The following is an 18,090-nucleotide window of genomic DNA, read 5'->3' on the forward strand; positions in this document are numbered from 1 at the left end:
TATGGTTATGCATGTATTAGCTGTCAACGGAAGTCCGAGGAAAAATTGGAATACTGCAATTTTGCTGAATAAAGCGCTGGAAGGCGCAGCCTCAGAAGGTGCCGGGACCGAATTGATCCATCTTTATGATCTTACTTTCAAAGGCTGTATCAGCTGTTTTGGCTGTAAGTTAAAAGCCGGGAAAAGTTATGGCAAATGTGCGCTTAAAGACGGACTGACTCCTTTACTGGAAAAGGCTGAAAATGCTGATGCGATTATCCTTGGCTCTCCTATCTATCTTGGTAATGTTACCGGGGAAATGAGATCCTTTATTGAACGCCTGGTCTTTCAGTATCTGGTATATGATGCGAATCACTCATCACTTTTCAAAAGAAAGATACCCGTCGGCTTTATTTACACTATGAATGTCAGCGAAGACAGAATGAAAGCCATGGGCTATATGCAAAATTTAGACGGGACAGAAATGGCCCTGGCGAGAATTTTCGGCAGCTCTGAACCCCTGTATGTAAACGATACTTACCAGTTTGCCGATTATTCCAAATATGTTACAACGGCATTTAACGAAGCGGATAAAGCCAAAAGGAGAAAAGAAATTTTTCCAGTGGATTGTAGAAAAGCTTTTGCAATGGGAAAAAGATTTGCATCCAGCTCAGCGGTATAACCGGCTAGGGGTATAAGGAAGAAAAAAAGGAAAGCCGCAGGAATATTCAGCATCCTACAGAACGCTGAATATTCCTGCGGGCCGTCCAGCCTATATATAGTTAAATAGCCTGTTCGGTTTCAGGATCAAAAACATGCATATGATTCATGTTCAAAGCCATGGTTAGTTGATCCCCAACTTTGTAGGTATTACGTGACGGTACACGCCCAACCAATAATTGACTGCCAAGTTTTAAATGCAAAATGATTTCTGACCCCAATAATTCTACAACCTCTACTTTAGTATGCAGCATGACATTAAAAGTTTCAAACACAATTGCCTCGTCATGCATATCTTCCGGCCTAATGCCGAAAACAACTTCTTTATTGCAGTATTTTTCCAACCTTCCCACTTTACCGCCAGGTACCTCGATTTGAAAACTATCTCCCAGCAAGTACATTTTTTCACTGTCGGCTTTTACGGTTGCTTTGACAAAATTCATTGACGGATTGCCAATAAAGCCAGCCACAAATAAATTCTGCGGGTTACGGTATACATCCATCGGAGTACCCACTTGCTGAATGACGCCCTCCTTCATAACTACAATCCGGTCTCCCATTGTCATTGCCTCCGTCTGATCATGCGTCACATAAATGGTAGTTGCCTGAAGCCGTTGATGCAGACGGATGATCTCCGTCCGCATGGTTCCGCGCAATTTTGCGTCCAGATTCGATAACGGTTCGTCCATCAAAAATACTGCCGGTTCCCGCACAATCGCCCGCCCCATCGCCACGCGCTGACGCTGACCGCCAGACAAGGCTTTGGGCTTACGGTCAAGCAAATGTTCAATTTGCAAAGTTTTAGCCGCTTCCCGTACCTTTTGATCAATCTCTGTTTTCTTCATCTTTTTTAATTTTAGGCTAAAGGCCATATTGTCATATACGTTCATATGCGGATATAATGCATAGTTTTGGAAAACCATGGCTATGTCCCGGTCTTTGGGTGCAACATCATTTACTCTTTGATCCGCAATATAGATTTCACCTGAACTGATCTCTTCCAAGCCGGCTACCATTCGTAGAGTTGTCGATTTCCCACATCCCGAAGGGCCAACAAAAACCACCAGTTCTTTATCATTGATTTCGAGGCTGAAGTTTTTCACCACATCAACCGGTCCGTATTGTTTACATACCTCTTCCAACACTACTTTGGCCAAAACAATCCCCCCCCTACAACTCGTTCCGCCGGCACGGTTATAGCTAAAAACTGCTTTGTCTAATTTTGAGTTCGGTTGCAACAACGACTTTTTTAGCAACTGTCCTGCCGTTTAAACTTTCCATTAATAGATCTACTGCGGTTTCACCCATCAATTCCGTATGCACCTTAACGGTACTGAGCGGCGGAGACACAAACTGTGAAATGCTGATATCATTAAGCCCGATAATGTTTACCCTCTCCGGAACATCAATTTTATTTTCGTGCAAAGCACGTAAGCAACCGATCGCCATGGAATCATTGCCGACAAAAAATGCCGTTGGCAGATGATCGCCATGATCGGCTATGGCCTTTTTCATTAACTCATAGCCATCGGTAACGTTAAACCTGCCGCTATACACATAATCTTCCCGCAGCATCCCCTTCTCCGCCAAATACACTTTGAAAGTTGATCTCCGGCTGTCATACGCTGAAGCAGAATTACCGCCAATATAGCCTATGTCCTTATGACCTTTATCAATAAAATAGTCAATGACTCTTTTGGTAGCCAGTTGGTGGTCGATTACAACATAATCAAAAGCCTCTTCGTCTGTTAACAGGCAGTCTACAAAGACAATGTGCGGCGTAATATCCTTAAAACTTGCAATTTCTGCCTGACTATACGCGCCCAGCAAAATCATCCCCTGAAAATTATCCCTGCAAAGATCATCAATGCTATTTTTAAAGATCTTGACCAATCCCAGGTTTAGTTGCTCGCAGCGCCGTTCAATGCCCAAACGGATAGACATATAATATAAGTCATTCAGTTCTTCTTCCTGCGTACGCCAGCTAATCAGCGCAATCCTGCCATTCTCTCCCCGGCGTGCCGTGCGCTTTTCATAGGACAGTTCTTCCGCTATCTCAAAAATCCGTTTCCTGGTTTCATTACTGACCGACATAGTCGGATCATAGTTCAGCACTCTGGAAACAGTCGCAGTGGATACCCCCGCTTTTTCTGCTATATCCCGAATTGTAGCCATATCCTCTAACCTCTCTACAGTTGTTATAACTAGCTGAACGGCGGCATACACCGTACGTCCGTCACCTGGAACATGGAACAGTTTTTTCCTTTAACTCCGTACTTTTAAGTTTGACCATACCGGAACCAAAGGTTTTACTATATGCCTGTATAGCAATCTCTCCAGGCACCCTCGTTGCTTTGACGTATACGGCCAGCTGCCCGGCTTCCAAAACCAGCGGATTTTCTCCCACCAGCTGCCCTTCGCCCTGTACCGTTAAACTCACGATTCCGTTGGCCAGCGATAATGTTTGTTTATTCTTATCCACCGCCTGAATTAGTACCCGGGTCATATCTGCCCCATCTGCGATCAGTTCGTCATGATCAACCGTTACCTGCAGGCAATCAGGTTCTCCCTCCAAAAACAAAACCTGTTCGGCAACTTTCTCACTATGGATATACCCCACTGCACGGATTGAAAAATCCCGGTTATAGGGTCCATATCCATTCGGCCATTGATTGCCCTTATGAAAAGTAAACGGCGGATGCGGCAGGTTTGGATATTGCACACGGTCAGGGTTTTGCCTGCCGACCAAGTCGCCATTAATAAATAATTCCACCTTCTGGCAATTGCTGTAAACAGTAATCGTATCGCCCCCGTCCTCGTAAATGGACGGCACAACTCTTCTGGCGATGAATAAGACAACGCCATCACTGACCTCCCGCTGACTCTGATAAAAATAAGCCGCATATTTAGGGATACGGAAAATATCCATTACCCCATGATAACAGATATGATCACCCGAACCAAAATTGTAATGGGTATTGTAGTCAAAAGCGCACCAGCCGGAAGCACCGGCCAATTCCGGCAAGCCATGTGATACATTCTGTATGGAAGCATGATTTGCGGCATGCTGCATTAACCTGGTATCATTATCAAACCGCCTTATGGGAAACATATGCCCCATGTATTCCGTCACTATGCTTGGCTGATAGCGGGGAAGCGACAGCTTGCCGGCCACATTGTCTCTAAAATCATTAAACCCGTAGACATCTTCTAAAAATTCGCTTTTATCCAAGAAACGCGTGCCAATGGTGGGTCGCGTTGGGTCCAGCTTGTGGGCCAGGAAATTGGTTTTTACATAAAAGTCATGATCATCCTGCGATTCGTTAATACGGACACCCCATACGAAAATAGAGGGGTGATTAACATCTCTTTCGATCATCTTCGTCAAATGTTCCATAGCAATTTCTTTCCAGGAGGCATCGCCGATAAACTGCCAGCCCGGCAGTTCTTCCAGTACCAAAAGACCTAGTTCGTCACAGCGGTCCAGAAAAGAAGGGTCCTGCGGATAATGGGAAGTACGCACAAAATTTAACCCCAAATCATATTTCAGTATCTCCGCATCTTTGCGCTGCATACGCCGTCCCATTGCCTGCCCCACGTAGGGAAACATCTGGTGGCGATTCAATCCGCGCAGCTTAACCGGTTTCCCGTTAAGACAAAACTGACCGGTTTCGTTAAACGCTATACTTCGTATACCAAAAATCTGTTCAGTCCGGTCTACCGGCTTCCCGGCATTCTCCAAAGTAAGTACGGCTTTATATAAATGGGGAGTATTCAAGTCCCAAATCTTAGGGTTATTCACTTTTATCTCAGGAAAACTAACCTGGGTTGTGCTTTGGGACAAGACAGCGGCCAGTTCTTTAGTTGCACCGGCAACACTTTGTCCGTCAAAAAAAAGTTCCGCCTGGATAGTAATGTCACCCGGAGCCTCCGTGTGGTTGCATATTTCTGTCAGCACACTCACTGTGGCAAAATCATCTGCTATCCGCGGGGTGGTAATGACTGTTCTTCCCAAATTAACCGGATGAACAATGCGCAACCGCACATCACGGTAAATACCGCCAAACAACAAATAATCCACAATATTACCTTCCGGCGGAATGTCGTTTCTCCTTGTCGAATCCAGTCTGACTGCCAGAACATTCTCACCGTCAAAGGATACATAATCAGTGAGCTCAAACGAAAAAGGCACATACCCGCCCTTATTTTCGCCTAAGCGATGTCCATTAATATAAACTGTCGCCACACTCATCGCTGCGCCAAAATCCACCCACAATTTTTTGCCGCGCCAGCTTTGCTCCAGAACAAAATGCCGCCGATACCAGGAAATAAACTGATACGCCGTTTCACTAAAATAATGATGCGGCAGTTCCATCGTTGTATGCGGCAGGTGCACTTTACAAAAAAACCGCTCGTCCAGTTCCTGCCTTTCACCATTTTCTACATCTTCCGCCGTAAACAGCCAATCGGTATTGAAATTCAATATTTCTCTCACCGGCATGCATCTCCTTTGAAATGATAGTCATCTTACGCCCGGGTCATTTACCCTTTTACCGCACCACCATATACGCCTGAAACGAAATATTTCTGGAAAAACAGAAATATAAACAAAACCGGCAGTATACCAATAGCAGCCCCTGCCAATATTTGCCCGTAATGGATAACCTGGCCGGGCTGCACCAGCATGGACAAAAAAAGCGGCAGAGTCATCTGGCTCTGGTCCTGTAAAATAATCAGCGGCCACATAAAATTGCCCCATTGCTGAATGAAGCTCAAAATGGCCAGTGCCGCCAATGCAGGATATACAGTCGGCAGCACAATCCGGTGAAAGATACTCAATTCCCGGCAACCGTCAATTCTGGCCGCTTCTAACAGCTCATTGGGAACATTCATCATGTTTTGCCGCATAAAGAAAACGCCAAAAGAATTGGCTAAAGCCGGAATAATCACCGCTTTGAGCTCATTTTGCCAACCAATGGCCGTCATCATTTTAAACAATGGAATCATAATGACTTGCTGCGGCAGCATCATCGTCACCAATATTAAAAAGAACAAGCCCTCTTTATACTTAAATTGAAATTTTGCGAAGGTATATCCGGTCAGCGCTGAAATATATACTGTCAGCAACGTAAAGGTAGCCGCTACAAACAAACTGTTGCCGAAGGTTTGCCAAACCGGTCCCTTTTCCTCTAGCCCGCTGATATTACTTAGCAAATTGCTGCCTGGCATAAAGTGTGGCGGCAATTGAAATATCTGAGAGTCATCGAGGGTTGCCGCTGTAAACATCCAATAAAAAGGATATACGGATACCACCAAACCCGCAATGAGCAACAGATATACAAACCAGTGGCTATTTCTGCATCCTGCCCTGTTTTTAACAGTCAATGACACCCGTGCCGTATGCACTCCCGGTATTGGCATTATAGTTCCCCTCCCTTAGAAATACGGATTTGCAAATAGCTGAATATGGCAATAATTGCCGTCAGCACATAAGCGGCTGCCGATGCATAGCCAAAATGGAAACTTTGAAAAGCGTATTGATAAATAAACAACACCGGTGTTTCGGTGGAATTGTCCGGCTGGCCGCCATTGGTCAGCAGAAACGGTTCGGTGAATAGCTGCAGTGTCCCAATAACCGACATGATGGCGCAAAACAGGAATATGGGTTTTAGCATAGGCATGGTAATGCGAAAAAATTTTGTAAATGCCGTAGCGCCATCAATGTCTGCCGCTTCATAAATGCTGTTTGGTATCGATTGCAGCCCTGCCAGCAGAATAATGGCATTATAGCCGGTCCAGCGCCAGGTAATGGCAATGATGATAGTCACTTTCGCCCAAAAAGTATCCTGAGTCCAGTGTATGCCCGGTAAATAAAGCAACTGAAGGACATAATTAAAAAAACCATATTGATCGTTAAATAAAATGGAAAAGACGATGGAATAAGTAACCAGATCGATTAACACGGGCATAAAAATAGCTAAACGGAAAATACTTCTCCCTTTTATATTTTCATTATTCACGGCTACAGCTAATAAAAATGCCAAAAATAACATGACCGGTACCTGTACTAACAAAATGACCACAATATTGAACATGGACTTCCAATATAATTCATCTGTAAACAACCGCCAATAGTTTTCCAAGCCGATCCAGGCGCTTGTGCTGCCTTCAGAAGCGGTAAATGACAGGTAAAACGATTCTAAGATGGGGTATAGCATGAAAAACAAAAACAAGATAAAAAAAGGGAGAATGAACAAGATAGGTGTAATTTTTTTTGCTGTCGCCTGATGCACAAGGCACCTCCTAACGTCAAGTACACTGGAATTCTTATGCAAAGCCATTGTCCGGTTATTGTACAGGCAAACCGGTTTTCTTCGATATTTCCTGTGCAGCAGAAGCAAGAGCTTCATCCACATTTTTCCCGGAAATGACGGCAGCCCCTAGATCTTTAAGCGGTTTTACCGCATCCAGCATAATCGGGCCCCGATGCAGCGGTAAAATATTTTCAGATTGCTTGGCAAAGAATTGATACATGGGTAAACCAAAGTACTCGTTATGAGCCTTAAAAGCATCATTGGCATAAAAGGGTGTATAAGAAGGGAACAGACCATAGTTGAGCATAACCGTCTGACCTTCATCCGTTGCCAGACAATATTCAATAAATTTCCAGGCAGCAGCGGCATGTTGCGATGTCTTGGAGATGGTTAGCACCGAGCCACCTAAATTTGCTTGATGATTACCGCCTCTGGTAAAGGCAGGCAGCGGCATGATTCCCCATTTTCCCTTTTGATCCGCCACACTGTTCATCAACGTTCCGGCATACCATACAGCGTAGGGGACAGTAGCGATTTTATTGTTTTTCACAGCAGTAATCCGATTGTTCCAGTCTTTAATATCGATAGCCACCCTTGAGTCAACCATTTTCTTCCAAAGGAGTAGAGATTGTTTGGCCGGTTCCGATTGCAAAGCAATTTTTCCGTCCGGAGTAGCGTAATTTCCTCCTAATTGATTAAAAAAGATTTCAAAAAAATCAAAGTCAGGAGCATAACCGGTCATGACCACCTGGCCGTCAAAATGATCTTTGAGCCTTTGTCCGGCCAGGATATAATCATCCCAGGTTTCAATAGCAGTCGGATCAATACCTGCTTCTTTAAACATATCCGTCCGGTAATACAACGCCATCGGTCCTAAATCCCAGGGCATTGCATAAACCCTGCCATCTACGGTGACCGAATCCCAGGCAGAAGCTATAAATTTATCTTTTAACGGCGATACTTTATCCGTAATATCCACAAACTTTCCCGGAAACTTTTTCATAAAAGCAGGGAAATCACGGGCTTGTGTTTGGATAATATCCGGTACTTCACTGCCCGATGCCAGACGGGGCATAATTTTTGTATAGTCATTATCTACATATTGCACTTCTACCTTAATGTCGGGGTATTTCTTCTGAAAACCTTCAATTTCAGCTTTTAATGCGTCTGCCGCATCATTCCAGGCTGCTACTTTTATTACCGTCTGTCCATTACCCTTGCCCTGGGTCGAAGACGGTTGACTGCCACAGCCGGCCAAACTAAAGGCCATCAAAACGAATGCCATCATTAGAACAACGATTTTTCTATTCAATCTATTCTCCCCCATTCCATTTTTGAATTGTGTGTCTCCATGCTGAATCCATTATTTCAGTCCGATAGGTCTTGTTCCTGCGGTAACATATAACGCCCTTCAGTACATCCACCATTTCAAATTAAATCTTTGAACCCCCCTTGTCTCATGAAAATATTTAGAACAGCCGCACTTAATTGTATTTAATTTCCTAATTTTTCCATCTACATTTTAAAATACAGCAAACAAACTGTCAATAAATTTTTACTTATTTTATCCTGATTAATTTAGTAAATTTTTTACCTATTTTTATTTTTTTACGCTATATTCATTTATAAAAGGCACTATTAATATAAAATCCCCATAAACTAACCCTATCTTCCTATTAAATCTATTTTTTCATTTCGATCACCCCATTTGTGTCTTTACTAAAACACAAATGGGAATTATCACATTTTACTTAATTTAACTTAATCCATTTGTAATATATATTAATAAATAAGCATAAATAATCCGCTGGTAAACTTTTCCGTCTACCAGCGGATTATTTATGCCTTCCTGCCGATTATACCAATTATGTAAAAAACTCTCCGGATTATTTTTCATAGATATACTCATACGTCAAGGGAAGTGAATTATTTAAGCCCTTCGTGAACAGCAACTGGTCGATATCCAATCCCGAAGCCCGAAAAGCAGCGGCACAGCCCCGCAGATATAAACTCCACATTCTTACAAACCTTTCACCGTATTTTTGCCGCACGGTATCCACATGGCCTAGGAAATTGCTGTACCAGCAATCCAGGGTTTTAGCATAATGCAGGCGAAGGCTTTCCGCATGCAGTAAATGAAAATCAAATTCAGGCAACAGCCAAACTGTTTCTCGAAGTGAAGGCACATATCCTCCCGGGAATATGTACTTGCCGATCCAGGCATTTGCCGTTTCCTCAAACATGCCGGTAATCGTATGCAAAAGCGACATTCCTCCCGGAACCAGCAACTTATTCACTTTATCCATATAACGGGGCAAATTGTTTTTGCCTACATGCTCAAACATGCCTACACTGACAATCTTATCAAATTGCAGCTTGGTTTCATCTAGATCCTGATAGTTGACAAATTGCACATCTACCAAGTTTTCCAGTCCCAGTTCCTTAATTCTCTGTTTTGTCCCTTCATATTGTTCCTCACTCAGGGTAATCCCCGTTGCTTTTACCTGATATTGTTCAGCAGCGCGGATAATCAGCCAGCCCCAGCCGCAGCCAATATCCAACAGTCTCTCGCCCGGTTTGAGATTGATTTTTTTAAGAATGTGGTCGATTTTTTGTATTTGTGCCTGATATAAAGTATCGTCCGGTGATCTAAAATAAGCACAGGAATAACTCATGGTCTTATCTAGCCAAAGGGCAAAAAAGTCATTGCCTAAATCGTAATGATGGTGGATATTTTCCCGCTGTGTCATAGAATCAGTACCTTCATTCTTCTTTTCATCAAACAATTTACTTTTTCCAGTTTCTTCGTGATGATTATTGAGGGCAACGGCACGTATCATCTCATCCATGGATCCCTCAAAATCAACGATTCCATCCATATAAGCTTCACCCAAAATCAATACAATATCATTACTGCTGATTTTCCAGGATGGTTCCTGTCTAAAGATAATTTTAAATGTCGGTTCGCCATTCCCGTAGCTTTCTTCCTCCCCATCCCAAAAAACTACGGTAAAAGCACCCTGTTTCCAATTGCGCAGCAACAATTTTAAAGCTGCTTTTTTAAGCATCCTTTCCACCTCCCACTTTTTAGCGCTAGAGAAGCTATAAACTTTTCTTACGCTTCTCTAACATAAAAACAAACTCCTACCACGATGTGGTAGGAGTCATAACCGATGTACGGTATGTATGGCGAACCCCATCGCCGATATACAGATTTATTATAAAATAACAAATCAATATCGTCAATAAATTTAGTTTTATAACCGGGTTTATAAATTACATTTTATGGAAAAATTAATAGAAGTGGAGGTAATATAAATGAGAAAAAATTCCGTAAAATTAATTTTTGTTTTTATGATGCTGTTATGGCTTCCAGCTACAGCGTATACGGCCTGGGGTTGGGAACCTACCGATGATCCTTTTCCCTTCTATCACCAGGATTGGGGAAAGTGGTACAGATACGAAGATACGAAAGTATTCATGGTTCAGATTGATGAAAGCACCTATAAGTATGTATTCAAGTACAACGACGAATTTATCGGCGGCTGGGTAACCCAAATGCCAATGCATCTGCCCTAATTTACAATATCATATGTCCACAACTGAAACCATATTACATTCCTTTATTTGTACAAAGCAAACACATTGCCTGATTCCGTCAGGGTATACGACTGTTTTACCACCCCTTCACCTGACTCGCATAAGTTTTCGCCCATTGATCGGCATCCAGCAAATCCTGTAAATCATATTCATATTTTACCTGATGCGCCTGCATGGTTTTCTCAATAACATCGGCAATTTGCAGGAAGCCAATTTCATTATTCAGAAATCGCTCAACAGCTATTTCATTTGCACCATTTAATACGGCACACAGCGTACCACCGATTTCAATCGCCTGATAGGCTAATTTCAAGCAACGGAATGTTTCAAAATCCGGTTCTTCGAAGGTAAGACTATTCCGGAAAGAAAAATTCACTTGGGGATAGGTACTTGCCACTCTGTGGGGATAGGTAAGCGCATATTGGATGGCTACCCGCATATCATGCTCCCCCATTTGCGCAATAATAGAATGGTCCTCATATTCAACCGCGGAATGAACGATGCTCTGCGGATGTACCAGCACTTCAATTTGCCTGACATCTACCTGAAACAGCCATTTGGCTTCAATAACTTCAAGACCTTTATTCATCATAGTTGCCGAATCAATAGTAATCTTTTTCCCCATACTCCAATTGGGATGCTTGAGAGCATCCTGAACCGTTACTTTTTGTAATTGCCCGACGTTTTTTCCCCGGAAAGGCCCTCCCGAGGCCGTGAGCAACAGCCTGTTGATCCGATTGCCGGAGTTTCCCTGCAGGCATTGAAAAATAGCGGAATGCTCACTGTCAACGGGATAAATGTTCACATTGTGTTTTTTAGCAGCTTTCAAGATAAGTTCACCCGCAGAAACCAGGGTTTCTTTATTGGCCAGTGCAATATTCTTACCGGATTTGATGGCTGCAAAAGTCGGTTTTAGGCCTACATTGCCGACAACTGAGGTGACAACCGTATCGATCCCTTCCATTGTTGCCACTTCCACTAAACCGTCAAGACCCGAAAGCACCTTAACCGCTTTGTCTCTGAGTCTTAGTCTGAGTTCGTTTGCTTTGTCCTCATTCATGACAGCAACCAATTTAGGCTTGTTTTCGTAAATCTGCTTTTCTAACAAGTCAATATTTTCATTTGCAGTCAGCCCCAATACCGTCACGTCTTTTAAGTTGCTTATCACATCCAGTGTCTGGGTTCCAATAGAACCCGTGGAACCTAAGATTGCAATTTTTTTCGCCAAAAAAGCCACCTCGTCTTTAGTCTTTAGTGTAGTAATAGAACTCTTTGTGCTTATTCGGTAAATCCAAGCAAAAATCCTGCACTTTTGTGCATGCCATACCAAAATTTTACAACATATTCATTATTTTAAGATAAAAACTCCTGCATCAATTGCAGGAGTTTTTATCTTAAAATAATCCATTTCCTCATAGCTTTTGTTTTATCCAAATTGCCGTAAGCGGCATACTTCTTATAAATCTGTTTCTTCCGACTGATAAAGCTGAATTATCGTTTTTTCCGACAATAAAGCTTCTGATTTTTCCCGCCATGAACTGATATGCGGAGTTTTAAGATGTTGTCTAAGAGCTTCTTTGTCTGTCCATTGTTCCACAAAAACACAGCTGCTGACATCATATGGATCATCCAGCAACTCGTAACTGATGCACCCTGATTCGGTACGGGTGGCAATAATTAAATCCTGTGCCAGAGAAAATATCTCCGCCTTTCTCCCCATCTTGACCTTCATCTTAGCGATAACAACAATCATCCACCTGCATCCTCCATTACTATTATATTCTCCCCCCAAAAAACTTACAGCCGTCTTAAACTGATGTTCTCCCTGTATACAGCAGGAATAATGCCTGTGTTCCATGATCGGCATAACCGGCAGCAGCCATTTGATCATACAGTGTTTTTGCCTGCAGCAGCCCCGGCAGTTTAAGGCTCATCTCTTCTGCCGCCTCAATAGCAATTTTCATATCTTTAATAAAATGCTTGATATAAAAACCCGGTGCCATATCGCCTGCCAGCATACGAGGAGCCAGATTACTCAAAGAGAAACTGGCAGCAGCGCCTGTTGCAATACTTGTCAGCACTTTTTGCGGGTCCAGTCCGGCCTGCCGGGCATAAGCCATCGCTTCACAGACGCCCATCATATTGGAGGCAATAGCGATTTGATTGCACATCTTTGTATGCTGCCCCGCTCCGGCAGGTCCTTGTAAAACAATATTGGTGCCAAAACAGTTCAGAACAGGCAAAACCTCTTGAAATACAGCTGCATCTCCTCCTGCCATAATGGAAAGTTTGCCCTGCCTGGCACCAATATCACCACCGGATACCGGCGCATCCATAACTTTCACACCCTGCTTAGCCCCAGTTTCATACAATCTACGGGCCAGCATCGGCGATGAGGTCGTCATATCAATAAAAATAGCGCCCGGTTTTGCATTGGCCAATAGACCTTTACTGCCAAGATAAATTTCTTCAACATCCTGAGGATATCCTACCATGGTAATCACAATATCGCACCGGGCGGCCACGGCAGTCGGAGTATCGGCCCAAAGTGCCCCCCGTTCAAGCAGTTCCCGGGCTTTTTCTTTTGTCCGGTTATATACCATAAGCGGATAACCGGCATTCAATACATGTCCTGCCATACTTTTTCCCATAACACCGATTCCGATGAAACCAATCTGGGGTAACGACATTACAAAATCCTCCTAACTATTAATCATTATGGCTATCTTTACAAGATTATTTTTTTATCCCCATCTTCCTGCCTGTTCTGTTATTTTTTTTATAAAAATTACAAACAGGCTTTCCGCCGCTAAAAAAATATGATAGGATTGCTAATTATTAGAGACTAAGCCGAAAGTGGCTTTTTTGAAAATAAATATTGAAAAATACAAAGTCTGTTCCATATTAATGCTGGTAGCTGTGTTCCGGGGACTCAATTCCGCTGCCATTAAATACCTTGCTTTATTTTTTCCGCCCATGGCGTTAGCCCCTATCCGGATCTGCCTGACCAGCATCTGATTACCTGCCGGGTTATATTTGTTGATATTAGAACTGCCTTTTTAGGATAAACTTAATCAAAGCTTCAGCCACCCCGTCCTCATTATTGGAAGCCGTGACATAATCGGCCCGCTCTTTCACGGCTGCCGCCGCATTTCCCATGGCAATGCCCAGGCCGGCGTACTCTAACATGGATGTGTCATTGCCGCTGTCACCTATGGCAATGACCTCTTCACGGGCAAAATGATAAAAATCCGCCAAAAACTCCAAGGCTTTGCCCTTGGATACGCCTTTGCAATTAATTTCTATATTGTGCTTGGATGATTCCACCAATTCTAGCTGACTAATGCTGCGTAAGTCACGGCAAAGACTTTGTAAGGAATGGATATCTCTATGGATAATTTCGCATTTTACCATATTTTCTTTTTCTTTCCGCAGGACATGCCGCCAGCGCTGCCAGGAAAACACATATTCCGAGCAGATCGGGTTATTTCGTCTCCCGCGGATTTTTGCCAGTAAATAAAAAATCTTAAATAAAATATTGCCATAGTAAAACTTATCCGGAGTACAAAAGAAAGGAGTGACACCATGGGCACGAAACACTTCCAGTATTCTTAAAGACAGCGACTCACCAAGAATACTCTGGTAAATGATGCGATTATTCTCTTTTTCTTTAATCAAAGCGCCGTTTGAGGCAATAACAGGAGACCGGACACCGATTAAATCCGAATAATAAGCTGCATCCGTATACATTCTCCCGGTACTTACCACAACATGGATTCCCCTTTTGTGTACTTCCTGCAAGACTGCTTTTGTTTGCTCTGTTACCTTGCCCCCGGTAGTCAGAAGTGTCCCGTCAACATCAATGCAGACTAGCTTATATTTCATAATCATACCGCCCGGGGCACGATACTTTTGTTCGTATATTCATCCGCAATCCTCCATATAGTCCTCTCATTATATTACTTTTTCCCCAAAAGGAATTTGCATGCAAATTTCAAGGAATTCTCGCCGTACAATTGTTTTCCTTCATGACCTGATTATAGCAAAAAACAGCACATATCGTAGAGAAATTACAAGACAAAACCCTGCAGCAGGATATTGTCATCCTGCTGCAGGGTTTTTATCGCTGTCAAGATTAAGACGTGCAGCGCCGGTTCTCAAAAAAACCGTCGGCCGCCCGGTATGAAGATCTGACCAGCGGACCGCATGCGGCATGCAAAAAGCCGACGGCCTTCGCCAGTTCCTGATAATGGACGAACTGCTCTTGTGCAACATATTCTTTAATGGCAATATGCTGCGAGGAGGGAGCAAGATATTGGCCAATAGTTAACAAATCACAACCAGCCAGCCGCAGATCGGTTAATACGGTCGCAATTTGCAGTGCTGTTTCGCCCAAACCGACCATAAGTCCCGACTTAGTCCGGATCTGCGGAGCCCTTTGTTTGACATAGGCCAGCACCTCCAGGGAACGCTGATAGCTCGCCTGAGGACGCACATCCTGGTAGAGTGCCGGAACCGTTTCCATATTATGATTGATTACCTCAGGCCTCGCTGCAATAACCTGGTCCAGAGCCGCTCCATCGCCCTGAAAATCGGGAATTAATACTTCCACAAGGGTTTCCGGCGAAATTTCGCGTATGGCTTCAATGGTGCGGGCAAAGTGTCCGGCCCCGCCATCCGGTAAATCATCACGCGTAACCGATGTGACAACAGCATATTTTAATCCCAGCTTTGCCACCATCCGGGCAACCCGCTGCGGTTCCCCGGCATCAACCGGCTGCGCCGGTCCCTTTTGCACGGCGCAAAAGCGGCAGTTCCTGGTGCATTGGCTGCCTAAAATCATAAAGGTAGCCGTACGGGATGCGTAACATTCCCCCATATTAGGACAATGCGCCCCGGAACACACCGTATTTAAAGCTAACTCATCCAGCAAATGATGCACTTCTTTAGCATGGTGATTACCGGCTATACGGCCTTTGAGCCAGGCAGGCGGCTGCAGCTCCCCCTGCCATCTGCCGTCGGTGATCTGGATGTCTTCAATCTGAAATACAGCGGCAAAATGAGCTGTAATTTTTGAACGGATCTCCTCCATTTCAGGTATCGTGCCAAGGAATTTTTCCATGCTGGTGACACCCCGGCCGGCAATGCCGCAGGGAGTAATCAAAGAAAAATAAGATAAATCCGTATTCACATTGAGGGCAAAGCCATGAAAACTCAGCCAGTTTCTTGCCCCTATGCCAATCGCGCAAATTTTTTCATTGCCTACCCATACTCCGGTATATTTTTCGTCACGGCCGGCAACGATGCCGAAGTCGGCCAAGGTCCGGATAATCACTTCTTCCAGGTTATTCACATAAGCATGAACATCACGGCCATGCTGCCGGAGGTCCAGTAGGGGATACCCCACCAGTTGCCCCGGTCCATGATAAGTAACATCACCGCCCCGGTCAACATGATATACTTCACATTGCTTTTCATTGAGCGTTACACTGTCAACCAGGATATGCCCGTCAACCCCGTTGCGTCCTATGGTGATCACCGGCGGATGTTCCAATAAAACCAGCGCATCTTCCTCAATCTTGCCTTGCCGCCTTGCCTTAACATAGGCTTCTTGAAACTGCCAGGCCTGCACATAGGGAGTCAGGCCCCAGTTTAGCGCAATCATGGCTTCACCTCCCAAAAGATATCACCGGAAAACCGGCAGATAATCAGAATGCCGCCCGGGTCCGGCAACACCAGACAGTGTGGCGGCATTCTCCGGGTTTAAAACATTAACACGGTCTATTTCCAGTGTATTCCTTTGCCTAACGTTACTTCAGCGGCTTCCATAATGGCTTCAGACAAGGTAGGATGGGGATGAATGGCATGAGCCAGCTCATCCAGGGTTGCTTCCATGGATTTAGCCAGCACCCCTTCGGAAACCAGATCGGTGGCATGCGGCCCGACGATGTGCAGGCCCAGCACTTCACCATATTTGGCATCGGCAATAATTTTGACAAACCCCTCCGTCTCACCGTAGGCCATAGCTTTACCGCTGGCCCGGAACGGGAATTTACCGACTTTAATATCCTGATACTTTTCCCGGGCCTCGTCTTCACTCATACCAACCCAGGCCACCTCCGGACTGGTGTAGATGCAGGAAGGAATGACGGCATCCGAATAGTGGGAATTCATACCGGCTGCATTCTCCGCCGCTACAATACCCTGTGCGGAAGCCACATGGGCCAGCTGAATTTTACTGGCAATATCCCCAATAGCATATACGCCGGGAATACTCGTTTCCATTTTTTCATTGACCGGAATTCCCTTTTTCTCATGAATGCCCAAATCCTCAATCCCGCTGAAATTAGCCGCCCGTCCGGTAGATACCAGTACGGTTTCGCCTTCAACCGTCTGGGAAGCATGATCAATCTGGTATTCGACCGCCAAACCGGTTGCGGTTTTCGTAATCTTGTTGACCTTCGCGTTGGTAAAAAAGCTGACTCCCTGTTTTTTCAGCGCTCCCACCAGCACATCGACAACTTCTTTATCCGCCATCGGCAAAATACGGGGCAACATTTCAATGATAGTCACTTTCGCACCAAAAGTCTGCATCACATAGGCAAACTCCAGCCCAATAACCCCGCCGCCGATGATAACCAGGGACTTAGGGACAGTTCCTAGTTCCAGCGCTTCATTACTGGTTATGACCCCGGGACTGTCAACTCCGGGTATGGGAGGTAAAAACGGTGTGGAACCGGTAGCCAGAATCAGTTTTTCCGTAGTAATTTTCTTCACGCCGTCCTTTTGCGTGATTTCCAGCTCATTCGGATTCAGCACCTTGCCGGCACCGGCAAATACGTCCACTTTATTGGCCTGCAGCAAACCTTTAATACCACCCACCAAGCCTTTAACGATCCGGTCTTTACGGGCAAAGACGGCTTTGATGTCACTGCTCACATTCGAGACCGCAATGCCGAATTCACCGGCCTTATGGATGGTTTCGTACACTTCCGCACTTCTCAGCAAAGCCTTGGTTGGAATGCAGCCCCGGTTAAGACAAGTGCCGCCAAGCGCGTCTTTTTCAATCAAAGCCGTTTTCAGACCGCATTGTGCGGCACGGATGGCGGCGACATAACCGCCGGGACCGCCGCCCAGAACGACCATCTGATAATCCCTGCCGCCGCCCTGACCGGGTTGCGCTGCAGCCGGTACTACAGCCGGTTTCTCAGCAGCCCCGGCTGCTACCTTTTCACCCGGCTGTCCAATGTAAGCAATAGGTGTATTCACTTCAATAACAGCACCTTCGGCTGCCAACAGGGCCAATACTTCACCGCTAGCCGGAGCTTCTACCTCCATATTGACCTTATCCGTCATGATTTCCAGCAGGATTTCACCTTCAGCTACCTGCTCGCCGACCTGCTTAAACCATTTTACAATGGTTCCCTCTTCCATAGTCATGCCCAGTTTGGGCATCAACAGTTCCGTTGCCATCCTC

General features: G+C 44.7%; 15 protein-coding genes and 1 riboswitch. Of the genes, 2 read left to right on the plus strand and 13 right to left on the minus strand.

Annotation, left to right across the window (positions count from 1 at the left end; translation table 11 throughout):
- Nucleotides 1–7 precede the first annotated feature (7 nt).
- Entirely contained in the window at nt 8–661 is a 654-nt protein-coding gene (locus P22_RS04085) for a flavodoxin family protein (RefSeq protein WP_054258940.1), read from the plus strand.
- A 100-nt stretch (nt 662–761) separates the two neighbouring features.
- On the opposite strand, the gene P22_RS04090 is transcribed toward P22_RS04085, so the two are convergent.
- The 7 genes from P22_RS04090 to P22_RS04120 all read right to left on the minus strand — a co-directional run bounded on the left by P22_RS04090 (nt 762) and on the right by P22_RS04120 (nt 10,081).
- Nucleotides 762–1,856, minus strand: coding sequence for an ABC transporter ATP-binding protein (locus P22_RS04090; RefSeq protein WP_054258941.1), 1,095 nt, complete (start codon nt 1,854–1,856; stop codon nt 762–764).
- A 43-nt stretch (nt 1,857–1,899) separates the two neighbouring features.
- Nucleotides 1,900–2,874: a LacI family DNA-binding transcriptional regulator gene (locus P22_RS04095; RefSeq protein ID WP_054258942.1), complete on the minus strand. Its 975-nt coding sequence runs from the start codon at nt 2,872–2,874 to the stop codon at nt 1,900–1,902.
- Nucleotides 2,875–2,935: 61 nt separating this feature from the next.
- Complete coding sequence (locus tag P22_RS04100; protein ID WP_216598023.1) at nt 2,936–5,194, minus strand: glycoside hydrolase family 2 TIM barrel-domain containing protein; 2,259 nt, start codon at nt 5,192–5,194, stop codon at nt 2,936–2,938.
- A 47-nt stretch (nt 5,195–5,241) separates the two neighbouring features.
- Nucleotides 5,242–6,120, minus strand: coding sequence for a carbohydrate ABC transporter permease (locus tag P22_RS04105; RefSeq protein ID WP_082378392.1), 879 nt, complete (start codon nt 6,118–6,120; stop codon nt 5,242–5,244).
- Nucleotides 6,120–6,992, minus strand: a complete 873-nt coding sequence (locus P22_RS04110) for a carbohydrate ABC transporter permease (protein WP_069972751.1) — start codon at nt 6,990–6,992, stop codon at nt 6,120–6,122. Before P22_RS04110 ends, P22_RS04105 begins: the two co-directional genes overlap by 1 nt.
- Before the next feature lie 55 nt (nt 6,993–7,047).
- Nucleotides 7,048–8,325 carry an ABC transporter substrate-binding protein gene (locus tag P22_RS04115; protein ID WP_216598024.1) on the minus strand — a complete coding sequence of 426 codons (1,278 nt, stop codon included), beginning with the start codon at nt 8,323–8,325 and terminating at the stop codon, nt 7,048–7,050.
- 574 nt (nt 8,326–8,899) lie between these two features.
- Nucleotides 8,900–10,081: an SAM-dependent methyltransferase gene (locus tag P22_RS04120; RefSeq protein ID WP_054258944.1), complete on the minus strand. Its 1,182-nt coding sequence runs from the start codon at nt 10,079–10,081 to the stop codon at nt 8,900–8,902.
- Nucleotides 10,082–10,164: 83 nt separating this feature from the next.
- Nucleotides 10,165–10,226, minus strand: a riboswitch (Fluoride riboswitch).
- A gap of 105 nt (nt 10,227–10,331) precedes the next feature.
- Between P22_RS04120 and P22_RS04125 the strand changes: the two genes are divergently transcribed.
- Nucleotides 10,332–10,592 carry a hypothetical protein gene (locus P22_RS04125; RefSeq protein WP_054258945.1) on the plus strand — a complete coding sequence of 87 codons (261 nt, stop codon included), beginning with the start codon at nt 10,332–10,334 and terminating at the stop codon, nt 10,590–10,592.
- A gap of 97 nt (nt 10,593–10,689) precedes the next feature.
- On the opposite strand, the gene P22_RS04130 is transcribed toward P22_RS04125, so the two are convergent.
- From P22_RS04130 to lpdA, 6 genes are all read right to left on the minus strand, one after another.
- Nucleotides 10,690–11,841 carry a 1-deoxy-D-xylulose-5-phosphate reductoisomerase gene (locus tag P22_RS04130; protein ID WP_054258946.1) on the minus strand — a complete coding sequence of 384 codons (1,152 nt, stop codon included), beginning with the start codon at nt 11,839–11,841 and terminating at the stop codon, nt 10,690–10,692.
- 228 nt (nt 11,842–12,069) lie between these two features.
- Nucleotides 12,070–12,366: a putative quinol monooxygenase gene (locus P22_RS04135; protein WP_054258947.1), complete on the minus strand. Its 297-nt coding sequence runs from the start codon at nt 12,364–12,366 to the stop codon at nt 12,070–12,072.
- A 55-nt stretch (nt 12,367–12,421) separates the two neighbouring features.
- On the minus strand, nt 12,422–13,303 hold the full coding sequence (locus tag P22_RS04140; RefSeq protein WP_054258948.1) for an NAD(P)-dependent oxidoreductase: 882 nt from the start codon (nt 13,301–13,303) through the stop codon (nt 12,422–12,424).
- A 355-nt stretch (nt 13,304–13,658) separates the two neighbouring features.
- Nucleotides 13,659–14,498 (minus strand): Cof-type HAD-IIB family hydrolase, encoded by an 840-nt coding sequence (locus P22_RS04150; protein ID WP_054258950.1) that lies wholly within the window; start codon nt 14,496–14,498, stop codon nt 13,659–13,661.
- 250 nt (nt 14,499–14,748) lie between these two features.
- Complete coding sequence (gene lipA, locus P22_RS04155) at nt 14,749–16,278, minus strand: lipoyl synthase (RefSeq protein ID WP_054258951.1); 1,530 nt, start codon at nt 16,276–16,278, stop codon at nt 14,749–14,751.
- Between the two features lie 116 nt (nt 16,279–16,394).
- Entirely contained in the window at nt 16,395–18,086 is a 1,692-nt protein-coding gene (gene lpdA, locus P22_RS04160; RefSeq protein ID WP_069972752.1) for a dihydrolipoyl dehydrogenase, read from the minus strand.
- Between the last annotated feature and the right edge of the window lie 4 nt (nt 18,087–18,090).

Origin of the sequence: Propionispora sp. 2/2-37 (assembly GCF_001298735.1) — a bacterium.
In the GTDB taxonomy this organism is placed as follows: Bacteria; Bacillota; Negativicutes; order Propionisporales; family Propionisporaceae; genus Propionispora.